Below are 24,484 nucleotides of genomic sequence, written 5' to 3' on the forward strand. Positions count from 1 at the left end.
TTTTGATTAAAATGAAAGAAGGCTTAAAAGTTACTTTTCTAGGTACTGGAACATCGCAGGGCATACCTATTTTAGGAAGTCAACATCCTGTTTGTTTAAGCAGCGATTCAAGAGATAAACGACTTCGAGTTTCTGTTTTAGTCCAATGGGATGAATTTAATTATGTAATAGATTGTGGGCCTGATTTTAGACAACAACTTTTAAAGAACCCCATTGATTCATTGGACGGTGTTCTTTTTACACATGAACATGCTGATCACACGGCTGGTATTGATGATATTAGACCGTTTTTCTTTCGTCAAGGTGATATTCCTATATATGCTCACGAACGAGTAGTAACTGCTCTAAAACGACGATTTGACTATATTTTTGCCAACGAGAATCGTTATCCTGGTGCGCCAGCAGTAGCTATTAATTTAGTGGACAAAAACAACTCTTTTGAGTTGGAAGGACTTAGAGTAACACCAATTGAAGTATTGCATAATCGTTTACCTGTTTTGGGCTATCGCATTCAAGATTTTGTTTATTTGACTGATGTAAAGCGTGTAGAAGATGCTGAAATTGAAAAGCTAAGGGGTTGTAAGGTGCTTGTGGTTAATGCCTTAAGAATTGAACCGCACCATTCTCATTTTAATTTGGAAGAAGCATTAGAATTTGCCGAGTTAATAGGAGCGGAGCGGACATATTTTACTCATATTAGTCATTTACTGGGCTTTCATGAAGAAGTAGAAAAAAAATTACCTGAGAATGTTTTTTTAGCCTATGATAATTTAAAAATCTCAATTTAGATGAAAAAGAATATCTTTTTATACCTGTTTGTGTTTGTTGCGCTCATTCTATTGTACAGTTTGGTTAATGGTAATAAAATTCAGAATGAAAATGAGTCTGATATTTTAAAACTGCAGAATAAAATTGAAGCTTTAGAAGATTCTGTACAACAAGAAAAATTGCATATTCTTGATATACAGTATTTTTCTTTAGAGAATAATGATGATGCTTTAGCTTATTATGAGCACCTGAATTTGGAAAATCCTACGCGTTATATTGAAGACAAATTATTGGAAACCAATGAAAACAAAGGAGATAACCCTTTAATTCCGTATGAAGGAATGGATAGTGATTTTAAAATAAATAAAATCAAAGTAATGAACCATCGATGGATTGTCGCCGATTTCTCAGATGGGCAATATTGGGGTGATTTAGTGATTAAATACGAACTTAAAGATGATATGAGCGTAGATTTTACACTTTTAGACCATTTGCTTTATACAAGGAGTAATTGAAAAAAGTATTTAAAACGCTCTATAATCACCGCTTAAATATTGATTAGCCTCATCTTCTGCGAATTCAGCATTTTCACTATCCCAATGCAAGGTCTGATTAGGAAAACGCCCAGCAATTACCCCTAACAAGATAGTTTCCGTTAGTTTTGAAGCATACGAAAAAGGAGCTGTACACTCATCTTTACCTAGGCAAGCATCAACGAATTGATGGTAATGTTTTGGCCCTTCCGAAGCGTAATCTCTAATTGGTTTACCCATATTATTAGCTTGTTCTACAGCAGCAATTTCAGCTGATATGTCAACAAATTGCCCATCAACAATTTTCTTAGGTAGCTGCATAAAGTGTGGTAGCAGTAAGCGCCCATTTTCGCCAATGAACATTGCTCCTTGGTCTGGAAGTTGGCCTTCACTTGCAATTTTTGAATCTAAAGACATTTTATCTTCCAATGAATCTTCTTCATTTTCAGTAGTTGTTGCAATTTCAGCATTGGGCAACTTTAGATCTTCATGTGAAGAAGGAGCACCCGGTCCATCAGACCAAATCCATTTTAAGGTTTCTGTGGTGTACGCTGTACCAGGAAATTCATAGGTTACTGAGTTGTTTTCAGGATACCCAAATCCATTAGGTTCACGGCATTCATTCTTGATTGTTCTCGGAACATCCAACTCCAAAGCGTTATAGGGTGTATCGAAAATATGTACCCCCATATCACCTAAGGTTCCACATCCATAGTCCATAAGTTTACGCCAATTCCCTGGGTGATAAATGCCTTCTTTGTATGGTCTCTGAGCAGAAGTCCCTAGCCATAGATTCCAATCCAAAGTTTCTGGAATGGTATCTTCTCCTTCTGGTGTTGGTCCATCGTATCCCCAATTCTTAGGTGACCACGCTCTCACTGTGTGCACCTTTCCTATGATTCCTGATTGAATAAGTAAAGTTGCCAATTTATAGTCATAGAAAGAATGTACTTGAATACCCATTTGGGTAATCAAGCCTTTTTCAGTCGCAATTTTATTCATTTCTCTAGCTTCCGAAACATAATGTGTCAATGGTTTTTGGCAATAGACAGACTTATTAAAATTCATAGCCATTAGCGAAGCAGGTGCATGAGTATGATCTGGAGTAGAAACAATGACAGCGTCAATCTCATCTTTGATTTCTTCAAGCATGAGCCTATAATCAGTAAAAGTCATGGCATTTGGGTGTAATACTTTTGCCGCAGCCAGATTATTCGCGTCAACATCACATAAGGCAACAACATCTACTTTAGCATGCGAAGAGATATCTCTCAAATCTTCGCCACCCATATTACCAACACCAATATGTGCTGTTCTTAATCTTTCTAATTTGGGAAGCTTTTTTGATTCACTTTTTTCTTCTTCTTTACAAGCAAGAAAAATGGATGGCATTACAGCCGTAGAAGAAGCTAGAATAGCTGATTTTTTAAGGAAGTCTCTTTTTTTCATGACTTTGAAAAGATAAAGTTATAATTCTTTAATTTTTATGTTCCGAAACCAAATAGGGCTCGAATGATCTTGTAGACCAATGTAACCGGTTTTAAATTTACCATAATCCGGACTGTTTTTCCACTTATCAGAATTTTTCTTCTCATACCAGTCATCAGACCATGGTACAAACGATAAAATTTGTTTACCATTGAGCCAGTGCTCAACCTTTTCAGGAGTAAAAATTATTTTACTAGAATTCCATGTTCCAGCAGGGTGTAAGACTTTATTTTTTGAATCAGCAGGATGCATGGCATAATCGGAACCCGTTCGTTGCAATGGCTTTAGCTCACTTGGGTTTTCAGTGTACCCTAAACTAAGATTGTAAGCTGTTATATCGTGTATTTGAGCATAATTTTCGTCATCAATTAATTGATATTCAGGAGAAACAACCGGTGGCCCTTCATACCCTTCTTGCACATGATAAAATATACCACTATTTCCACCCTTAGGTAGTTTCCATTCTAAGTAGAGCTCGAAATTATCGAATTTTTTTCCTGCAAAGATGATGTCTTCACCTCCTTTATAATTTTGTTCTAAGCCCAATTGAGTATCAAAAGTCAATGTACTGTCTTTTATAATCCAACCAGGAGGTAGGCTTGTTGAATTATATCCACGCCAACCTTCTAATGAACTACCATCAAATAAATAAAACCAACTCTCGTTAGTTTCAACCTGAACAAGTTCAGAATTTTTTTCAGTTTTATTCTTTGTTTTGCATGATACCATTAAACTAAATGAAAAAATCACTAGGATAATTTTCTGCATCAATTTCTAATTTTAAAGGAGTTTAATTCCTTTAAATCTAAAAACAAAATTCTATTTTGGCCTCTTTTTAGCCTATTATTTTGATTTTAAGGCTTCTTCAAGCCAAGAACGGAAAGCATAAAAGTTTTGTGGAGCTACGCCATGTCCGACGGGAAATTCTTCAAATTTGTGAGTAATTCCTAATTTTTTTAAAAATTCAGGAGCCCTTTGAGCCCAATCAATCGGAATTACTTGGTCTACTTGTCCATGAGAAGCATAAATACTAAGATTGCTATGGTCTTTATGCTGATACCCATCAGCTAAAATACCTTCATTAATGTAACCGCTTAGGGCAATTACATTCTTTATTTTTTCAGGGTAGGAGAGTGCTATGGCATAACTTAATATTGTTCCTTGACTAAAACCTAATAAACTTATATTGTCTTCATTTAAACTATATGCTTCGCAAGCTTCTTTTATGAAAGTCAACATTTTTTGACATGAAAGAATAGCTTCTCCATCATCACTCCATTTACCATTTTGAGCATCAAAATTAATAGCATACCAGGCGTGACCGAAGGGTTCAAGTTTATAGGGCGCTCTTACGGAAATAATGAATATTTCTTTAGGAAGTTCACTAGCAAAAGAAAACAAATCTTCTTCATTACTTCCATAACCATGAAGCATGAAAAGCACTGGTGTATTATTAGTAATTTCTAATGATGGACGTGTAAGGTATTCGAGAGAGAGAGCTTGTTGGGACATTTGATAGTTTTCAGTAATCAACTAATAAAAGTAAACCATTTTTGAAAATAGCTACCCAACATTGGTATTTCCTTTTTGTTACCATTTAGAGCTTGCAGAAAACCAAAGCCCCAAAGCATTAGGTAAAGTAAAAATAAGACCAAAGATGCATAAGCAATGCCGGTAAAAGACAAGCCAATGGCCAAGGCATGAAATAATAAGTGAATACCAAATGCTTGTCGAATATGAAAGCGTGCAAAGGCATTTTTTGGCTCAAGGTTCATTGTGATAGCTATTAAACTTCCAACAATTGTGAAATAAGCAACAATAGCAGTTGTTTTACCTGCTACAAATTCTTCATTAGACATTTAAAACCATTTTGTCATTATTAATTGAACCATAAACTTTGCCTTTAAGCTTTCTATTTAAGAATATGGCATTCTTTGATTTTGAAAGTATGTTATCATAATTAAAAGTATGCTCTCCATCAGGATTAAATAGTGTAAGATTTGCTAAAACTCCTTCTTCTATTTGAGGCAAAGGAATATTAAAACGAGCTCTACCTTTTGTAAGACAGTTAACTGTGTCTTCTAATCCAATAAGATTATTCAAAGTTCCAAAGGCGCTCTCTAATCCAATAGTGCCATATGCTGCGTTATCAAATTCGACTCTTTTTTCTTCAATATCGATAGGTCTATGGTCCGCAGTGATATAATCAATGGTTCCATTCAATAAGCCTTTTAATAAGGCTTTATTATTTTTAGTGGTTCGTAATGGTGGATTTACTTTAAAGCTGGTATCAAAACTTTCAAGTTCAGAATCCGTTAAACAAATATTATGAAGTGCAACACTGGTAGTTACATCAAGTCCTTTTTTCTTGGCTTCAGTAATTAGTTTGACTGCACCTGCTGTTGATATTGTCGGTATATGCAGCTTGCCCCCAGTATATTCTAAAACATATAGGTCACGTGCAATTTGAAGTTCTTCTGACAGGGCTGGAATACCTTTTAATCCAAGTCTAGTGGAAACCTCTCCTTCGTTAACAGTACCTTTTCCTTTGATAGCTACATCTTCAGGATATGAAAATACTAGTCCATTAAAGTTTTGTGCATATAGCAATGCAATTTTCAAAAGATTACTATTGGAAATTGGTTTTTTAAAGTCATAAAAGCCAACAGCACCCATTGTTTGCATATCAAATAACTCGGCTAGTGCTTCTGATTTACTTTTTACGGTAAGGGCACCTAAGGGATGTAAATTGGTAATAGTTGCTTTAGCACTATTTTTTAAGAAGACGATATCTGAACCTGTATCCGGTATTGGATTTGTGTTTGGATTTAAAAGAATATCTGTAAAACCACTTTTAGAAGCAACCTTGAGCCCATTTTCTAAGGTTTCTCGCTCCTCAAAACCTGGTTCACCAAAACTTACACTGGTATCAAACCACCCAATTGAAACATGAAGGTTATCTAATTTGATTTCTTTTGTACCATTAGCAGGAGTAATTCTTGAAGCGATTTTTTCAATCTTACCATTTTTAATGTGGATATCCCTTTTTTTATTGTGAATACTTGTATTAGAAGGGGCACTAATTGTGGCAGACTTTAAAAGGATGTTCATGCAATCAATTTTTGAATAAGCAATTCCAATAGAGCGAAAACTAGTGCAAAAATAACAAACCATTTCCAATAGTCCGTAATAGTATTATCTTCAGCCAGTTCACTAAAAAGCTCTGATATGTTATTTTGAAAAGATGTAATATCTAAATTACTCATATCTTGATAAGATAAATTGCTTTCTGCTCTTGAATAATTAAAACTCAAATGTTGTAACGTATCTGAATCATTTAGAACAGCATAAATGCCATCCTCGTTGGGATTATCAATAAACAATAGTTTTATTTTATTAGCAAAAGACTGCTGTCTTGGTATAAATTCTTTAGTGTCTTTGTGTAGGGTAATGATATTATCTTTTTTTAAGTTGGTCACAATATCTATGTCGTGTTCAACACCCATTTTCAAATAAAGAGAACTCCTTTTTAAACTAAAAGCTGCAATATTATATAGTGTTGGCACAATTAACGGGGAAGCTTGAAAATTGGAATTTTCTATATTAATTGGAGCCGTGAAAATATAAGTGTTGTCGAAATTTTGTAAAAATGGTTGATCATTAGAAAATGAAATTATGGTAGCCCCACTCTTGCTTGTTTTAAAAAAGGATTTAACCGTTGGATAATCAAAATTGGTAACTCGTTTTTCAAAAACATTTTGAAATAAGGGATGGTCAAAATTGATTTTTGAAACTGGTATTTCTAGACTTATCTTCTCTTGTAATCTTGCAGTGCCTAATTTAGATAGTAGCATATTATAAGACACCATATCTGATTTGGTTGATGGGATAATCATTAAACTGCCACCCTCTTTTTTAAAAGAATTTAAGACCGTTTGCAAATTATCCGGTATTTGTTCTAGACCATTTAAAATAATAAGATTTTGTGCTTCAATGGCACCATAGTTTAATTGATTGAGATTATACCCAACAAATTCAAATTCTTTTGAGCCAAATATTTTTTCTATATAGTTTGATTCTGTCTGATTGATACTTAAAATTTTGATTGGCTTTTGTTCATCAATATTAAAATAGAACACATTGTCATAAGAAAGACCGTTGTCATTGATGAGTATTTTTCCTTTAATTTTTTCCTTTTCTGGTATAGAAAAAACAACTTCGTTTTTTACTCTATTCTCACCAACGATTGCGGTCTTTGCAATAAGCTGAGCATCGTTAAAGAGAGAAATAGGAATACTCTCATCTGTTTGTAAGCCTGATATAACAGTGTGCAATTCTACTTGATTATTCAGCCTTTTACCTAAGTAAATAGAATCTATCGCAATATTTGATTGTTGATTAGCTTCTAATTGAACTAAATGAATATTTGTTCTTTCTGATAATCGATCTGATAAAGACCCTAGTCTATTTTGAAAATCGGAAATCACAATTAAATTTTGAACACTAGAGTTGTCTGTTTTAAAGAATTTTTTGGCCTTAAAGAAAATCTCGTCTAGTGATAATTGTTTACTTGTATACTCAAGGGATAAAAGTGAGTTTTGAATTGCTTTTAAAGTAGTTGACTTAAAGGTATTGTCATTAGTAAAAAGGGTAAATTCAGTTTCTTCGGGAATAAACTTTAAAATATCTTGAATTGATTTTTCAAGTAAACTAAGTCCCTCTTGTTTGCTTTGCATGCTGAACGAATTATCTAGATAGATAACAGTTTCTTTTTCTTTAAGGGCATTTTCTTTTGCCAAAAATGGTTGGGCAAAAGATATGACCAGACAGGATATTAAAAACAAACGTGTTAAAAGTAACAACCATTTTTTTATATTACTACTTTTGCGTGATTCCGCAACGACTTTTTGAAGCATTGCCACATTGGTAAATGGTGTCTTTTTAAAACGTCTGAGCTGAAAAAGATGAATAATGATAGGGATTAACAGTAGTAGAAGGGCCCAAAGTAATTCTGGATGTTTAAACTGCATTCCTCTTTTTGATTATGTAAATATACAGCTTTGTTAATTTCGGTAAGAGTTCTTGACCTGTTAAGAGTTTGATAATTTTACTTTAATAAACCCAGTTAACAGAAAAAAAAATAATCCTGCATCGTTTTTTGGTCCAAACTATGTAGGTAATTGGTGATTTCTAATTGTGCATTTTCATTAGCCACCGTGATTATACTTTGTGGGCTTTTAAGTTTTCGAAGTATTGAAAAATGTCGCATTTGTTGTCCGTATATCTCTTTGTTTATTTTTTTTGGGTTGTCACATAACCAATTAAAAGCAATATTTTTCTCTAACAAGGTTTTAGCAATCTTCTTCCCTTTAAACCCTGCTCCCCAAATCACTAATGGTCTTTTCGGGTTATAATCAAGCTTTAAAAAATAATGTAGTTTAATATCTAAAAAATAATTTTGAGCGTAGTGCACATGTGTGCGCGAAGTTCGAGTGTCATAATCTCGCCATAAATGTAATACTTCATCACACGGAATGACCTTTATTTTTTTTTCATAGAAACGAAAAGTAAGGTCATAATCTTCAGGATATCGGTTAGGTTCAAATCCACCACATGCCTCAAAATCTTCGCGATGAACAAGCCAGCAGGGCGAAGGAATTACACATTCTTTATAAATTTCATTGTAGTTTTCTCCTGTACTGGTCAGTTGATTCAGCCATTTTTCATAACGTGAATATCCGTCACTTATACCTCTATCAGAAAAATAGCGAACTTGCCCAACCGCGACGTGCCCTTTTCCTTTTTCTTCTAATGAATGTAACATGTTTTGTAACCTATTGGGCTTCATAATGTCATCTGAATCCATTCTGGTAATATATGCACCTTTTGCTATGGTATACGCGTAGCGCAATGCAGGAATAATACCTGTTCCTTCATTATCTAAAAGTTTTATTCTTGAATCTTTTAAAGCAAATGAATTGACTAGTGCTCTACTAGAATCTGTTGAGTGGTCGTTTACAGCAAGAACTTCCCAATTTTCAAATGTCTGTTCTACTATAGATTTCAGACATTCCGTTAAAAATTGCTCCGTATTCTTAAATGGAATGAGAATGCTTATCAAAGAATTTGATGGCTTATTCAAGGGCTTTTGCGATAGCTTTTTCTGCTAATTCACCCAAAATTTCATAACCTTTACTGGTCAAATGAACTTCATCTGTTGTTAGTTCTTTTGGTAACCCATTTCTTTCATCAGTCATCGCAGAAAAATAATCTAAATAAGGAACGTCTTTCTCTTCGGCCATTTGTGATAACATTGTGTTGAGTTCAGGAATTTTAATATTAGGTTGCAGACCAGGTTGCCATGGGTAATCATATGCTGGAAGAACGGAACAAACAACAGGTATAATGTTATTGCTTTTAGCCAGTTCTACCATAGATAAGATGTTATCTCTTATCTCTTCTAATGTCATTGGGCCTGTATTACCTGCAATATCATTAGTGCCTGCCAGAATCAAAACAAGACTTGGTTCTAAATCAATAACATCTTGTCGAAAACGAAGTAGCATTTGAGGGGTTGTTTGTCCACCGATACCTCTATTTATAAAGGGCTTTCCCTTAAAAAAGGCCTTTGGCATCCCTTCCGTGATAGAATTGCCCATGAATACTACGCGCTGTTCATTTGGTTGGAGCACTGTAATTTTTTTATTTGCCTCTTGATATTTACCTAAGTTGGCCCAATCTTGGGACATTGCCTTTTTTGTAAATAGTAATGAAGATAGTACCGCCAATATTGCTATTTTAAATTTGAACATAAATAAATCTTACTTATTAAATATATAAAAGATCGCTAAAACCTTAGTTTAAACAAAGGTTTTAGTCGCATCATGGATGAGCTTTTTGAGAATTTGAAAATTGAATTTTCTTCATTACAAATATTCTAATTATCCTTTTGGTGGGGTAATCATAATATGAGCTCTATGGGTGCCAGGGTTCATTAACCAAGCGTGACCAGGAGGAGTAGGAGTTGTAGGTAAACCTGTACTTTCTCCAGTTGCAAACGGTACATAGAATACATAACGCACATAACCATTCTCTATTTCTTTAGTTTCGGCATTTACATCACCTGTAAAAACACATAAAGTGGTTTTGTCAGGTAAATTCAATTTACCTGACTTGACCTCCGCTTCACGAATGTCAAAAATCTCTTGAAATTCTTTACCTGCTGTTTTAAGTTCTCTTCCTCTAGCCATGAATTCATCCAATTCTTTATGATAGGCGGCCGTGGAAAACTGACTTTTATTGGGGTCTGATGCTAAAGCAATATAATCGTTAGTACCTTCTCTTAGTATTACAAATTCTCCTGAAGCATTGTAACCATAAACTTTTGCTCCTTCTTTATAATCTTCTGGAACGGCCATTAAGGCAGTTTTAATTTGCCATTCGGCTGGAGGAATGTCTTGAGCGTTTACTGAATAATTTATTAAGATAAAAACGGCTAAAAAAACAATATTTTTCATAATAAGATATTTTAATACTTGGCACTCTCGCCAGTGTTGGTAGTTCTTTTGATAAAAGCTCGAATGTCATCATTAGCCCTTTGTAGATCTTCACGTCTTAAATACATCATATGCCCAGATCGGTATCCTTTAAATTCAAAACGGTCTTTCATACGTCCACTAGGGTCAACCTGCCACATGGTATATTTAGCTTGAAAATAGGTCGTTGCACCATCATAGTAACCAGATTGAATTAATACATTTAAATATGGATTTTGTGCCATGGCTTGTCTTAAGTTATCTCTTGTGTTATCATCATCATTGTTCCAAGGACGAACAGGTCCAAACATATTATATTTTATATCTGTCTTAAATTTTAATTCTTCTTGTAAATAATAATTGATTGCCGGGGTAAAACTGTGTAACCAAGAGGTCAATTCGGCGCTATAATCTGGTCGCATACCAGCTAACTGACGATCAATTCCTAAATATCTTGAATCCAGTCTTCCAATGGTATTACCGCGGTCTTTCAATAAATTTTTCCAAAAATATTGAACAGGTACGGCTAAGTTCTGATCCAATATTTCTTTTTTGGAAAGGCCAGAATAATAAGCCATTTTTTCTGCGACTGCATTCTTTTCTGTTTCACCAATAAAACCTCCTTTTGCTAAGGCAGGTATTAATGTATTCACGGCGTAACTTTCTGATTCAGGTAAAATATCTAACAAATCTTTTTGCTGCAATTCAGCTGGTAGTGCTTTATGATGCCATGCAGCTGCAGTATAATATGGCAAACTAATTGCATTTTCAACAGCCCCACCGGTATTATAAAGTTTGTAATCTGCCGGAGAAACCATAATAACCCCATTTAAATACATCCATTGCTGATTTTGTAAAGCTAAGGACAGCCCCATTACTCGAGTACCACCGTAGCTTTCTCCAACAATATATTTTGGAGATCTCCATCTATTGTTTCTTGTGACGAAGGTATTCAACCATTCCGCTAAATATTTTATATCCGCATTAATTCCAAAAAACTTTTCGCGATCAACTTCTTTTCCTTTTTCAGGTATTGTTCTCGAATAACCAGTATTTGCTGGGTTAACATAGACAATGTCAGTAACATCTAAAACCGAAAAAGGATTCTCTTTAACACCATAAGGTTGAATAGGATAACCCTCATCATCAATCTTAAGTACTCTTGGTCCTGTATAGGCCAAGTGCATCCATACTGAACCTGATCCTGGACCACCATTGAAAGAAATTAACAAAGGTCTAGCAGCTCTGTTTTTTACATTATTTCTCGTGTAGTAGGTGTAATGTAAAGCCGCAATTGGATCACCCATATCGTCCCATACAGGTTGCGTTCCAGTAGTGGCAGTATAATTTATTGGCGTTCCATTGATAGTTACACTGTGCTGTGTAGTTACGGTAGTATCAACAGGTATTTTTCTTGATTGTGCAAAAACAAAAGTGCATGACAAAATTAAAACGAAGGCAATTAGTGATTTTCTCATTTTTGGTTGAATTAGTCTGACTTTAAAAGTAAGAATTTTGGTTAAGAAATTATATCATCACAAATTTTAAAAAGGAATGTTTTTTATCTTTAAGCAACTTCAATTTAAACAAGCACAATGAAAAGGAGAAAATTTAATTCAACATTAGCCTTAGGTGTTAGCGGCGTAGCTTTAACTGCAAATATGCCATTAGCTTGCGCAATGAATTCAAATCAGAATAAGAAAAAATTAGGTGTTGCTTTGGTTGGTTTAGGAAGTTATAGCACGTATCAATTGGCGCCCGCTTTATTTGATACAGCACATTGTTATTTGGCTGGTATCGTTACAGGAACTAAGGAAAAAGAAGAAGTATGGGCTAATAAATACAATATCTCGCAAGACAGTATATATAATTATGATGATTTCGATAGCATAAAGGACAATCCTGATATAGATATTGTTTATGTAGTATTACCTAATAGTATGCATGCCGATTTTTCAATAAGAGCCGCAAGAGCTGGAAAGCATGTAATTTGTGAGAAGCCAATGGCTATGAATGTAGAGGAATGTGATGCTATTATCACGGCTTGTAAAAAAGCTAATGTAAAATTAGGAATTGGATACCGACTTCACTCTGAGCCTTATACTCAAAAGGTGAAGCGTTTTGCTAAAGAGAAAACTTTTGGTAATATCCGTTATATCTCTGCTGACGCTGGGTATTATTCTGGTAGTAATCCTAACCAATGGCGATTAGATAAAAGTCTATCTGGCGGTGGTGCTTTAGTGAATATGGGTGTTTACGCCATTCAAAGTCTTATTTATGGAACAGGAGAGAATCCAATTTCTGTCAAAGCTCAGGAGTTTAGTACAAGACCCAAATATTTTAAGGAAACAGATGAAACCATTACCGCTCAATTTGAATTTAAGAGTGGGGTAGTAGGCAACATAATGACATCTCATAATGCCAATGCAAATAGATTATATGCTTCTTGTGAAAAAGGGTGGTTTGAGCTTAATCCTGCAAATAATTACGGGCCATTACAAGGAACAACCTCAAAAGGGGAGAAAATTAGTTTCCCTCATGAAAGTCAACAGAAATTGCAAATGGATGATTTTGCGAAACATATTCTTTTTGATGCACCTAATTTGGTCCCAGGCGAAATGGGTAAAAGGGATATGATCATTGTTGAAGCCATTTATAAGTCTATAGCTGAAGAGGGCAAAAAACAGGTTTTAGATTTTGAACCTCGTTACGGATTTGGAGAGTAAATTAATAAACATATTATCAAACATTAAAATTTAAAGAATAGAACGGTATCATCGTTTCGACCAACTATTACAAGGCTATCTTTGGTTACAATGTCCCGTATTTCACCTGTGGCTTTAAACCCCCCATCTTCTGCTTGAAACTGTAATCCTCCTTCATTTCTAAGATAGATACCATCTGTAGCGTCGTATCTACCGGCTTGTGGCTTCACTCCAAAAAGATTGCCACCCAGTAATAGATCTTTATCACCGTCATGGTCGTAATCACCTGAAGAGATGGCAAATATAGGAGTCAATTGCGCAGCGGCTGGTAAGGTTTTTATTGCAAAAGTTGCATCTCCTTGATTTATAAAGAGCATTGATTCTAGATGTGTTGCTTTAGCTACAACAGAATTATCCAATTGGTCTTTTGAAAACATTTTTTGAACAGTTGCACCTTCATAAGACTTAAAATCAGGAAAAACTTTTTTGATAGACGCTATCTGGTCAATTAAATCATTTCTAATGGCATAAGGCACGGCTTCCCCTAATTTGTTATACTTGGTCAAAATGGGGTCTATAAAATCATTTTTATCGTAATCATTGACGAATAGTGCAATGGGTTGGGTTATGGAGGCCTTAAAAACGCTGTTTAAACCATGATTACCGGCAACAATATCCAAATCGCCATCAGCATCTAAATCTGTTATGTGAAGTGTATTCCACCAACCTTTCAATTTATCAAGTCCATTCTTCTTTGGTTCAAATGCTTGTCCCGAATGCAGAAAACAATGGATACCCATAAATTCTCCCGTTACAATCAAATCTTGGCGCCCATCTCCATCAATATCAGCGAAAATAGCATCTGAAATCATCCCAATTCCTTTTAGACTTGGAAGCCAAGTTTTGGTTACATCCTCAAAAGCACCATCTCCTTTATTTTCAAACAAATAACCATCCGAGGGCAATCCATATTGCGTTGGACTTGAACCCTCTCCTACAAAAACATCTAAATCTCCATCTCCATCAAAGTCAGAAGTGGCCATACAAGAGGTGTTGATTGATAACCCAAACGGATTTTCTATACTTTTTATAAGAGATTCATTTTCATTGATGTAGAGTTTGTCCTTTAAGACATTTGAACCCTTTTCGGTTTCCACTCCGCCACTACCTATTATAAAATCCAGGTCTTTGTCACCATCAACGTCAAGGAATATTCCTTCGGTAGCTTCAAAATCACCATCAATTTTTATGTTTTCATACTTACTTTCCATAGAGAAGAATTGAGAGGATACTTCTTTATATCCTGAAACAAATAAATCGTTAATGCCATCTTGATTCCAATCTGTAAGTGTAAGCTTTGGTCCTTTGGTGCTGACCATATGGTACAGAAATCGGTCTCTATCAAAATCTACAAAATGACTTTTTTTGTGTTGAATATCCAATAAGCTAATTGGTTGAAAAAACGTTTCACTATTTGATACTACATCTTTCAAATTCGGAACCTTTGCCTCTAATTCTTTTATTTGAATGGTTTGGTTGACATCTATGTTATTTAAAACGGATACTTTCCCTTCAGGCCATAGAATCTTAATATTAATTGGTGCAGTTGTACTAAGGCCTACTACAAGTTTTGTGTCCATGCTCGATTGAAATCCTCTAATAGGTTGCTGCTCATAATAATACTGATTAGTATCTGATTGGATAAATATTTTACTTCCGATACCGTATGTATTGGTCTCTCCTTTCAAAATGAGGCTAATGCTGTTTCCTGATGTATTGTTACGATATATTGATGCCACTCCATTTACATTATTGATAACAAGATCCAAATCACCGTCATTATCGAGATCCCCATAAGCTGAACCGTTCGAAAAACCTTTAAGGTCTAACCCAAAATCATTTGAGGCTTCTTTAAATGCTAAACCATCCATATTTTTAAAAAAGTTATTTGGAATTGGACTGGACGGAATTTGTTTGGAAAGTTTATCATAATCAAATCCGTCCTGAGAAATTAATCCTTTCATCAACTTTTCATTTGATATATAGTTGATATAATCTAAATCGGTCAAATCTTGATAAATACCATTCGCTACAAAAATGTCCTTTAAGCCATCATTGTCCAAGTCAAAAATCAAAGCTCCCCAACTCCAATCCGTAGCTTCCAGATTAGAAAACCGACCAACTTCTTTATATCCTTCAGGCGAACTTAGCTGGAATACGTTTCGAGAAAATTGGTTATGGTAGCCATATCTTTTATTGAATTCTGACTTGTTCCAATCCATAAAGGTGGTTTTTGACTTTATTCTTGCATCGTCTCTTGGTAACATGTCCGTGACAAACAAATCATTTTTGCCATCATTGTTAACATCTGCCATGTCAGCACCCATAGAATTGAGACTGATGGATTGAAAATAATCGGTAAGCTCCTCACTAAATGTACCATCCTGTTGATTGATGTATAGATAGTCCCTTTCGAAAAAATCGTTTGACACAAAAATATCATCCCAACCATCTTCATTCATGTCACCAACAGCTACACCTAATCCAAAACCAATTTCACTACCAAAAATACCTGCTTGCTCACTAACGTCAATGAATATATTGCCATCATTTCTCATAAGCTTATCTCCCCCGAGTAAATTACGTTTTACCCGTTCATTCTGTCTTTGATCAAAAGCCGCTAAAGGTTTATAAGAATTGTTTAATATGTATGCATCCAAATCACCGTCCTTGTCATAATCAAAAAATGAAGCATGTGTTCCAAATCCCGCATCAGCTAAATTGTACTCCAGTGCACGTTCTGTAAATGTGAGATCTCCATTATTTATGAATAATTCATTTCTTTTATTAGTCATTCGAATATCACCAGAATTACTGACATAAATGTCTAATAAACCATCACCGTTAATGTCGACCATACTCACACCGGTTGACCAGGCGCTATGACCACCTGTTCCGGACTTAACAGTAATATTTTCAAAAGTGAAGTTTCCTTTATTTAAATAGAGTTCATTTTTCTTAAGATTAGCGGTGAAATAAATATCCGGAAGCCCATCATTATTAATATCTCCAATGGCTACACCACCTCCGTTGAAATAATTACGATAATTGAATCCATTAAACTCTTTATCAAAATTAAGTTGATTTATGAATTCAATTCCAGTTTCATTTGGATTCATAAGCTGCATAATATTTTCATTAGTCTTCCGATTACACGATTGTAAAAAGAAGTTTATTATTAAAATCCATGTAAATATTGAAGAGAACTTACTTTCCATTCCAAAATTGGTTTGGAGCTAATTTAATTTTAAGATTTCAACCCGTCAATCATAACTTAATTCCTTAACATTCATTTAATGCTATTTGAGTCTGAAATTATGAATTTAAGCTTCAACAACTTTTTTCAAAAAACATCCCAATTTATCTTTTAGTATTCTCTTTTCTTTTCTCTAAATCTTCTAAATAGTTTTGTTTAAACCTTAGATAAGTTCTCTTACAATAGTAATAGTATCGTAAACATTCATCTTTTCATCTGAGAATAATTGAATTTAGTCTAGATTTTATTTAAGTATTCTTAAACAGAATCATTTTTTATCAAGAATCTTTCTAAGTAATAACATTTATTTAACTATTTAACATTAAAATGAAGTTTAGTTCATTTTATGACCATTTTTAGTTAACAGCACTAAGCCCAATTGATAGGTACATTTGGTTCAGAATCCTATAATAATTTCTTTCTAAACCTAAAATTGAAAATGAAAACACTTAAAAATTTACTATTACTTGGTGGCTTAGTTATGGCTACCTCCTGTGACCAAATCGATGATTTTATTGGCGACGGCGGCGGCGATGACGACGAGCCAACAATGGAAATGCAACCACTTACAAGTTCAGTAGTACCAGACGGCGTTTTTACGCTTAAAGGTGAATTTAATAGTAGTGCAGAATTAAACATGATTTTATCTTCAGCTGATATTTTGCCTTCTGATTCTACTTTTGTTTACGGGTCTTTTATGGATGGTGCAGCACTTTACCCAAACGGAGATGGTACTTATGCTTTCATCAACAACTTGGAATCTGATTTTTCTATTGCACGAATCATGATGAATTCTGATTTGCAACCTTATGAAGGTGATTACATTGTAAGCGCAACAGCAACTGCTTTTACTGCTCAATGTTCAGGTTCTTCTATTACCCCTGAAGAGCATGGTTTTGGTCCACTGTATCTCTCTGGTGGTGAATGGGGTGGAAACGCCAAAGGGGTTTACTCGGTAAATCCGTTCCGTGATACTGAAGACAGAGTTCAGGCAGATAGGCTTCCTGCATTAGGTGAGTGGTCAACTGAGAATGCAGTTGCTATTGGTAAAGACGCTTTCCCAGGTCAAACTGTAGTTTTCATGGGAGATGATGATAGCAATAATGAATATCCTGAAGGACACTTCGCAATGTACGTGGGTGGCTTAGGTGATTTAAGTGGTGGTGACCTTTATGTACTACGTGGTAAAAATCCGGTTGAAACATTACCTAATGAAGGTGGTCAATTATTTGAAATGGGTATGGCTGAAGATGTTTCCTATGATGTGGAATGGGTTAAGGTAACTGAAAGAACTATATCGGAGCTTAATCAAGAAGCAATCGATTCATTGGCCATCGGTTTCCAAAGAATTGAGGATATTGACTGGAGAAGAGGTTCTGCTGAAGCTAACAGAGAAGTTTACTTCAATGCTACCGGAAGATACCGCTCAGATAACCCTGACTTAGCTAACAGAGGTACTACTTTTGGACGTGTTTATAAGTTAATCATGAATCCTGATGACCCAACCGGTGATGCTAAATTAGTAGTAGTTATGGATGGTGACTTAGAAGGTGGTAAGGCCGATGGTATGCACTCACCTGATAACATTTTGGTTACCGAGAACTACGCGTACGTTCAAGAGGATCCAAATGGTTATGCTGATTTAAATCCAGAAATTCAAGGTTTTGCTAAATTATGGCAATACAACTTAAACACTGGAGAAGTTAAAGAAGTAATGGAATGTAATCAGGAAGGTGCTGCAGCTTTGGGTTATGGAGTTACATCCAGCAATTGGGAAATTACTGGTCTAATTGACGTTACGGATATCATCGGAGCTTCTGAACCAACTTTTGTTGGTGGCGCTCAAGTTCATGGATGGAATTTCGGAACTACCCCAGAAACTGCTGTAAGAGCTGATGGTATGAAGTTCTTCGATTCAACAGCTATTACTGAGGATGCCGCAAGACTAGAGGGTTCTTTCTTGTTTAAGATAACTGGACTAGAAAGATAGTCTTTGCTTTTAAAAGTTAAACAATTTGGGTTCCCGCGTAGCGGGAACCTTTTTGTTCTAAAAGATTTATATATTTTGTGATGAGGTTGATTAGATTCCTATTTCCAATTATTTTTTTGTTAGTTCTCTTTGCCTGTGTAGAAGAAAAAAAGGCAACTAAAACCGTTTCTGCTGATAAGCAGTCCATGTTCAATCAAGATATTCGAACACATTATTTTAAAACTTTGGATAGTGCTGCCTACTACATTCAAAAAGTAGACACATTGAAAGCATTGGATGAAAATAAAGCTAATTTTTTAAAGAGTAGGGAGTGGTATAAAAGAGCGGAGCCTATGCTAATTGCATATGATTACGAGAATTACCTATCCATGAATGCTCCCAATTTATTAAAAGTTGAAATTGATGACTATACTGACATAAAGGTTATGAAACCCAAGAGTTATCAAGTATTAGAAGAACTCTTGTACGCCGAAGACGGATTTGAAAATAAAAATGTTGAATATGTTATTCAATATTTAAAAGTACGAATACCCTACATTCGCAAAAATCATATTCTGATAAGACAAATGGATAGACATCATCTAAAGATGCTGCGTGATGCCATTGTAAATGTTGCTACCAAAGGTATTACAGGTTTTGACTCTCCTATGTTGGCCAACTCTTTGAACGAGGCTATTTTTAATTATGAGACCATAAAAGAAATTGTTGACATTTATGAGCAGGCTTTTACGTCCAAAGAATTATATCAATCTTGGGTAAAGGAAATAGATAATACAATATCAGACTTAAAAGCAGGGGATTTTGATACATTTAATAGGTATCATTTCATAAAAAACCATACTAACATACAACTAGCGCTTATCAATGACACTGCTGAAGATTGGAATATAAAATTGAATACCTCACGTAACTTGAATTCAACCGCTGACAATCTTTTCAATAAAGATTTTTTTAATATCAAAAAATTTGCACCTCCTCGTTCACCGGAAATTTCTGAAGAACGTGTTGCGCTTGGGCGTATGCTATTTAATGACAAGTCTCTTTCAAGTACTGGAAATATAAGTTGTGCTAGCTGTCATAACAAAGACAAAGCATTTACAGATGGCCTTAAAAAGGCGCAAGGAGAGGGAAATGTGGAACTACAGCGTAATACCCCTACATTAACTTATGCGGTTTATCAAAAAGCCATGTTCTATGATGGTCGTGCCACAGGGCTAGAAGATCAAATCGTGAACGTTGTGAATAATGAAAATGAGTTTCATATGGATTTGGATAAGATGGAGCAACGCATTCAATCAGATCCAAAATATACTGTTCAATTTGACTCGCTTTACAACGGAAAAATTAATAATAGAAATGCGCGTCATGCCATTGCCACTTATATCAGAAGTCTCGCACCATTTGATTCTAAATTTGATAGAAACATGCAAGGACATGAGGAGACGCTCACAGATGAAGAAATTTCTGGATTTAATCTCTTTATGGGTAAAGCGGCTTGCGCTACCTGTCATTTTCCACCGGCGTTCAATGGTACGGTACCGCCTAAATACATGGAATCAGAGTTTGAGAACCTAGGTGTACCACAAAATGCAAGTTTTGAACATCCTATATTAGATGAAGACCCAGGACAATACTTCCCTTATAAAGTTGAGGAAAAACGAAACTTCTTTAAGACGTCAACAGTGAGAAATGTAGCATTAACAGCTCCATACATGCATAATGGTGTTTATAATAGCTTGGAAGAAGTTATACAATTTTATAATGTTGGTGGTGGACAAGGTATGGGTCTTGATGTACCTTATCAAACCTTACCTGCTGATTCATTAAACCTTAGCGAAAATGAAATAAATGATGTCATTTCATTTATGAAAACTCTTACAGATAACCAATTTATTGAAATTGGTGAGGATATTAATGATTAATAATATGGCTTTCATAAAAATTTAAACTAGACCTAACAGATTGTTAAGATTTGATTGACTTAATTAGAAAATCAAAAACTTAACTTTTCATAAAATTTAAGAACACCAAAATGACTAAGAATCGAATCCTTTCAATCCCAATTACTAAAATTGTCCTTTTTCTTTTTCTTTTACTTGTTTTTTCTTGTAGTAAAAATGATGATAACCCCAACCCGACGGGAGAAGAAAATACCGAAAACACCGAAAATTCCGAAGGAACAGATGATACTGAAGATGACCTTGATAATACGGTTAATTCGTTGCCTAATCTTGCTGAACTGGCTGGATCTTTAGAGAGTCTAAGCACATTGGTTGAGGTTATAGGAATTGTGGATGATACTGAGTTGTTAGGTTTGCTTTCTGAGGAAGGGTCAACTACCATATTTGCTCCAACAAACGATGCTTTTATTTCTTTATTGGCTCAATTAGAAGGATTTGAAACTCTAGAGGATTTTGATGAAGACGAAGAAAAACAACTTCTAGAAGCAATATTAAAATACCATGTTATCGCAACTACGGCCGCTTTTTCCACTGACCTTTCTAATGGCCAGGTATTAGAAACTTTGCTATCAGAAGAATTACAAATAGAGATTGACGCCGGCGTATTTGTTATAGATAAAACGGATGAAAAATCAGAGGTCGTTGATGCCGATAATGAAGCATCTAATGGTGTTGTTCATATTATTGATAAAATTTTATTGCCCCAATCAGTTTTAGACCAACTTTTTCCGAAGCCAAGTATTGTTGAACTAGTTACCGAAACAGAAGAACTTTCCCTATTGGAAGAAGCGTTGATTAAGGCCGGTTTAGTTGATGAATTAAGTGCTGAAGGCCCATTCACGGTATTTGCACCGACTGATGCCGCTGCAGATGAGTTGTTCGACGCATTGGGTGATAGTTTCAATAGCTTTGACGATTTTGATAACTTCCTTGAAATTGAAATATTAAAGCAAATTTTATTGTACCATGTCGTTGATGGCCATATCATGTCTACAGATTTGACCGTCGGTAGTGTTCCAACATTACTTACCAACGAATCCATAGAAATTATTGCTTCTGGAGGCACCTTCGTTGTTGGTGACGCATCTGACGTTGATGCAAACATTCTTTCTGCTGATAACGAAGCTTCAAATGGAGTAGTACATATTATTGATAAGATTTTAATCCCCGCAGAGGTACAAGAGTTTTTAGATTCTTTAAATCAAGTTCAAGGTAAAACTATTGCTGAATTAGTTGAAGAAACAGAAGGTTTTACATTTTTAAAAGAAGCCTTAGAGCTTACAGGCCTATTAGAAACTTTGGATAGTGAAGGTCCATTTACAGTTTTTGCACCTACAGATGATGCGCTTTCAGGTTTGTTAGCTGTTTTTGGTAGTCAATTTACAAGCCTACAAGATTTCACTTCAGAAGAGGAGATAGCATTATTGCGTCAGGTATTACTATATCATGTGCTACCTGGTACTACTACCTCTTCAGATTTGTCCGTCTCTACTATAAATACATTGTCAGGAGACAACACTTTAGATGTTGTCACTACGGAAAGCGGATTTGGTCTTGTCGATGTATTTCAAGTTCCTGCGGCGATTGAGCTAACTGATATAACAGCAAAGAATGGTGTAATACATACTATTGACAGAGTTTTGTTGCCAGCATCTGTTGTTGAAAGTATAGCCAATGATATTAATGATACTATAATAGACGCCATTGACTCTTTGGAAGAATCGGCGTTTATTCAAGATTTAATCATATTACTTGGAAACGAGTTTGAAGATGTTTTAGAACAAGAGTTTACTTTTTTCTTACCCACTAATAATGCTTTTTTAGATTTGTTTGCCTCACTAGAAGGATATGATTCCTTGGCAGATTTTAATACCGCAGAAGAGCTAGAATTATTAACGACCATACTGTCATATCATTTAATAGACGGTACTAAAGTAACTTCTCAAATGTTAGTGGATGGTCAGACCGCGGGTACTTTACAAGGTGAAGAATTGACGATTAGTTTAAGCTCAGGTGCGGCCGTTGTCGATAAAACGGGTATACCTGCAAATGTTACTAAGGCTGATATCGAAGTATTGAGCGGGGTAATCCACTTTATAGATAAAGTACTATTGCCACAAGAAGTTTTAGATGCCCTTTAACTAAAACTTTTCAAATACCCCCAAACCAAATAGGGCAAAGTCATATTTTACGGGGTCATTTGGGTCTAAATTACGCAGACTCTTATCAAGTTCTAACAGGGCTTTAGCATCATTTTGTTTTCGCTTTACAAGCTTAAGCTTTCTAGCTATATTACCAGAATGTACATCAAGAGGGCACGATAATATGGAAGGTGGAATAGTTTTCCATAATCCAAAATCAACGCCTCTACTAGCTGGTCTAACCATCCACCTTAAAAACATATTGATGCGTTTAGCGGCCGAACCTTTTAATGGGTCTGAAACATGTTTTTGAGTTCGTGTTAAGTGTTCTAACTCAAAGAAAATTGATTTATATACACTTATGGTTGTTTGCAATGATCGGTTTTCTTGGTGTTTGGTAAATACAGTTTCTAAGCCTCCATGGTTTTTATAAATATTTTGCAGTGCTGTGATAAAGTATTTTAAATCATCGCCGTTAAAAGTACGGTGGACAAAACTTGATAAACTGTCTAAATCAGAACTTTGATGATTTATAACAAAATCATACGGAGCATTATCCATTAGTTGCATTAGCCGCGATGCATTGTTAATGATACTCTTTCGATTACCCCAGGCAATTGTGGCTGTTAAAAATCCGCTTATTTCAATTGCTTCTTTTTTATTAAAATTGTGCGGGATTTGAATAGGGTCAGCCTCTAAAAATTTTGGATTTTCATAGTGTTCTGCCTTTTCATCTAAAAATGATTTTAACTCAGTTTTATTCATTCAAAAGGAATATCCAAAGTTTTCATAACAATAAAGGGTCCGATTAAAATTAGATTATGTGCAGCATGTAAAAGCATTGACCAAACTAGTCCTAATTTGGTTCTGATAAATCCAAGAAATATACCGGCAGAAACTTGTGGAGCTACTAAGACTGGTATTAACCAGTAATAACCATCTATTTCCCCAAAATTACCAATATGGACTAATCCAAAAAGAAATACTGAAATATAAAATGTATATTTAAAAAACTTAAATTCTTTAAATAGGGCTAATGGCGCTCGAAAAAGTAATTCTTCTAATACAGGTGCAACTATTACTGCTAAGAATAAAATCATTAAAGCAGAGTATTTTTCAAACATTTCTACTACCGCATGACTTTCGTTTTCAAACCCTACAAGCATGCTAATACTTTGCATCAATAAGCCTAGCATTAAACTAAAGGCTACGGTCAAAAGAACGAGTTTAAAAAAAATTGTAGTTTTTTCTTTTAATTGGTAATCTTCATTAAGATAGGTAGGATTTTTAAAAAAACTCCAAACTTCCTTTAGCATATTAATTCTTTATTAGGCCGTCTACCATGACTAATTTTCTATCGGTCATATTTGCTAATTCATCATTGTGAGTAACTATGACAAAAGTTTGACCAAACTCCTTCCTCAATTTAAAGAACAGCCTGTGCAAATTTTCTGCACTTTCAGAATCTAAATTTCCACTTGGTTCATCCGCAAAAATTACTGATGGGTTATTGATTAAGGCCCTTGCAACTGCAACACGTTGTTGTTCGCCACCTGAGAGTTCTTTTGGTCTATGATGATATCGGTCAGAAAGACCTAAAAAATCTAAAAGTTCTTTTCCTCTTTTTTCTGCTTCAGCTCTATTGGTTTTTTTAATAAAGGCAGGAATACAGACATTCTCTAGCGCACTGAATTCTGGTAGTAATTGATGAAATTGAAAGATAAACCCGACATGCTCATTTCTAAATTTAGCCAGATTTTTTGCACTTAACCCAGTAACCTTAATTCCGTTGATTTCAACAGTGCTGTCCCTGCCGTTTGTGGGACTATCTAAAGTTCCTAAAATTTGTAATAACGTAGTTTTGCCAGCACCTGAAGCTCCAACAATGGCAACAATTTCACTTTTCTTTATTTCTAAATTTACTCCTTTTAATACTTGTAAATCCCCGTAGTATTTTTGAACATTACTAGCTTTAATCATCTACCAATTCTATTAGATATGAAAGTACATATAACTACCTTTAGAACAAAAATACAGTTTTAAGGTT

The 24,484-nt window shown here is 34.9% G+C and carries 20 protein-coding genes; 6 read left to right on the forward strand and 14 right to left on the reverse strand.

The window, feature by feature from the left end; all coding sequences use genetic code 11:
• The first annotated feature begins 11 nt into the window (after positions 1–11).
• Together RM542_RS06990 and RM542_RS06995 are read left to right on the forward strand one after the other, a co-directional pair.
• Positions 12–788 carry an MBL fold metallo-hydrolase gene (locus tag RM542_RS06990; RefSeq protein WP_311385017.1) on the forward strand — a complete coding sequence of 259 codons (777 nt, stop codon included), beginning with the start codon at positions 12–14 and terminating at the stop codon, positions 786–788.
• Positions 789–1,283 (forward strand): hydrolase, encoded by a 495-nt coding sequence (locus tag RM542_RS06995; RefSeq protein WP_311385018.1) that lies wholly within the window; start codon positions 789–791, stop codon positions 1,281–1,283.
• 9 nt (positions 1,284–1,292) lie between these two features.
• Here RM542_RS06995 and RM542_RS07000 read toward each other — a convergent pair whose 3' ends face one another.
• The 10 genes from RM542_RS07000 to RM542_RS07045 all read right to left on the reverse strand — a co-directional run bounded on the left by RM542_RS07000 (position 1,293) and on the right by RM542_RS07045 (position 11,802).
• The gene (locus RM542_RS07000; RefSeq protein ID WP_311385019.1) at positions 1,293–2,750 is read right to left on the reverse strand and encodes a Gfo/Idh/MocA family oxidoreductase; all 1,458 of its coding nucleotides are present in this window, start codon (positions 2,748–2,750) and stop codon (positions 1,293–1,295) included.
• Between the two features lie 18 nt (positions 2,751–2,768).
• Positions 2,769–3,557: a DUF1080 domain-containing protein gene (locus RM542_RS07005; RefSeq protein ID WP_311385020.1), complete on the reverse strand. Its 789-nt coding sequence runs from the start codon at positions 3,555–3,557 to the stop codon at positions 2,769–2,771.
• 75 nt (positions 3,558–3,632) lie between these two features.
• Positions 3,633–4,301: an alpha/beta hydrolase-fold protein gene (locus RM542_RS07010; protein WP_311385021.1), complete on the reverse strand. Its 669-nt coding sequence runs from the start codon at positions 4,299–4,301 to the stop codon at positions 3,633–3,635.
• A 17-nt stretch (positions 4,302–4,318) separates the two neighbouring features.
• The gene (locus RM542_RS07015; RefSeq protein ID WP_311385022.1) at positions 4,319–4,648 is read right to left on the reverse strand and encodes a hypothetical protein; all 330 of its coding nucleotides are present in this window, start codon (positions 4,646–4,648) and stop codon (positions 4,319–4,321) included.
• On the reverse strand, positions 4,641–5,900 hold the full coding sequence (locus RM542_RS07020; RefSeq protein WP_311385023.1) for a dihydroorotase: 1,260 nt from the start codon (positions 5,898–5,900) through the stop codon (positions 4,641–4,643). Before RM542_RS07020 ends, RM542_RS07015 begins: the two co-directional genes overlap by 8 nt.
• Positions 5,897–7,819 carry a BatA domain-containing protein gene (locus RM542_RS07025; protein WP_311385024.1) on the reverse strand — a complete coding sequence of 641 codons (1,923 nt, stop codon included), beginning with the start codon at positions 7,817–7,819 and terminating at the stop codon, positions 5,897–5,899. Before RM542_RS07025 ends, RM542_RS07020 begins: the two co-directional genes overlap by 4 nt.
• A 95-nt stretch (positions 7,820–7,914) precedes the next feature.
• Positions 7,915–8,910 carry a glycosyltransferase family 2 protein gene (locus RM542_RS07030; protein ID WP_311385025.1) on the reverse strand — a complete coding sequence of 332 codons (996 nt, stop codon included), beginning with the start codon at positions 8,908–8,910 and terminating at the stop codon, positions 7,915–7,917.
• Positions 8,911–8,923: 13 nt separating this feature from the next.
• A complete protein-coding gene (locus RM542_RS07035) occupies positions 8,924–9,601 on the reverse strand; it encodes an SGNH/GDSL hydrolase family protein (RefSeq protein ID WP_311385026.1) in 678 nt (225 codons plus the stop codon).
• Between the two features lie 129 nt (positions 9,602–9,730).
• Positions 9,731–10,306 (reverse strand): hypothetical protein, encoded by a 576-nt coding sequence (locus RM542_RS07040; protein ID WP_311385027.1) that lies wholly within the window; start codon positions 10,304–10,306, stop codon positions 9,731–9,733.
• A gap of 11 nt (positions 10,307–10,317) precedes the next feature.
• A complete protein-coding gene (locus tag RM542_RS07045; RefSeq protein ID WP_311385028.1) occupies positions 10,318–11,802 on the reverse strand; it encodes a S10 family serine carboxypeptidase-like protein in 1,485 nt (494 codons plus the stop codon).
• 117 nt (positions 11,803–11,919) lie between these two features.
• On the opposite strand from RM542_RS07045, the gene RM542_RS07050 reads away from it, so the two are divergent.
• On the forward strand, positions 11,920–13,050 hold the full coding sequence (locus RM542_RS07050; protein ID WP_311385029.1) for a Gfo/Idh/MocA family oxidoreductase: 1,131 nt from the start codon (positions 11,920–11,922) through the stop codon (positions 13,048–13,050).
• Between the two features lie 23 nt (positions 13,051–13,073).
• On the opposite strand, the gene RM542_RS07055 is transcribed toward RM542_RS07050, so the two are convergent.
• A complete protein-coding gene (locus RM542_RS07055; protein ID WP_311385030.1) occupies positions 13,074–16,307 on the reverse strand; it encodes an FG-GAP-like repeat-containing protein in 3,234 nt (1,077 codons plus the stop codon).
• A 477-nt stretch (positions 16,308–16,784) separates the two neighbouring features.
• Here RM542_RS07055 and RM542_RS07060 point away from each other — a divergent pair, with 477 nt between their 5' ends.
• From RM542_RS07060 to RM542_RS07070, 3 genes are all read left to right on the forward strand, one after another.
• Positions 16,785–18,335: a phosphatase gene (locus RM542_RS07060; RefSeq protein ID WP_311385031.1), complete on the forward strand. Its 1,551-nt coding sequence runs from the start codon at positions 16,785–16,787 to the stop codon at positions 18,333–18,335.
• A gap of 116 nt (positions 18,336–18,451) precedes the next feature.
• A complete protein-coding gene (locus RM542_RS07065) occupies positions 18,452–20,257 on the forward strand; it encodes a cytochrome c peroxidase (RefSeq protein ID WP_311385032.1) in 1,806 nt (601 codons plus the stop codon).
• A gap of 110 nt (positions 20,258–20,367) precedes the next feature.
• On the forward strand, positions 20,368–22,437 hold the full coding sequence (locus RM542_RS07070) for a fasciclin domain-containing protein (protein WP_311385033.1): 2,070 nt from the start codon (positions 20,368–20,370) through the stop codon (positions 22,435–22,437).
• Here the strand turns inward: RM542_RS07070 and RM542_RS07075 are convergent, their stop codons facing one another.
• Genes RM542_RS07075 through RM542_RS07085 form a run of 3 tightly spaced genes read right to left on the reverse strand, consistent with a single transcriptional unit; the run spans position 22,438 to position 24,417 of the window.
• Complete coding sequence (locus RM542_RS07075; RefSeq protein ID WP_311385034.1) at positions 22,438–23,202, reverse strand: TIGR02757 family protein; 765 nt, start codon at positions 23,200–23,202, stop codon at positions 22,438–22,440. It lies immediately after the preceding gene.
• The gene (locus tag RM542_RS07080) at positions 23,199–23,753 is read right to left on the reverse strand and encodes a CPBP family intramembrane glutamic endopeptidase (protein WP_311385035.1); all 555 of its coding nucleotides are present in this window, start codon (positions 23,751–23,753) and stop codon (positions 23,199–23,201) included. Before RM542_RS07080 ends, RM542_RS07075 begins: the two co-directional genes overlap by 4 nt.
• Position 23,754: 1 nt before the next feature.
• Complete coding sequence (locus RM542_RS07085) at positions 23,755–24,417, reverse strand: ABC transporter ATP-binding protein (protein ID WP_311385036.1); 663 nt, start codon at positions 24,415–24,417, stop codon at positions 23,755–23,757.
• Between the last annotated feature and the right edge of the window lie 67 nt (positions 24,418–24,484).

The sequence above is a fragment of the Croceitalea sp. P059 genome, from assembly GCF_031846365.1.
Lineage (GTDB): Bacteria > Bacteroidota > Bacteroidia > Flavobacteriales > Flavobacteriaceae > Croceitalea > Croceitalea vernalis.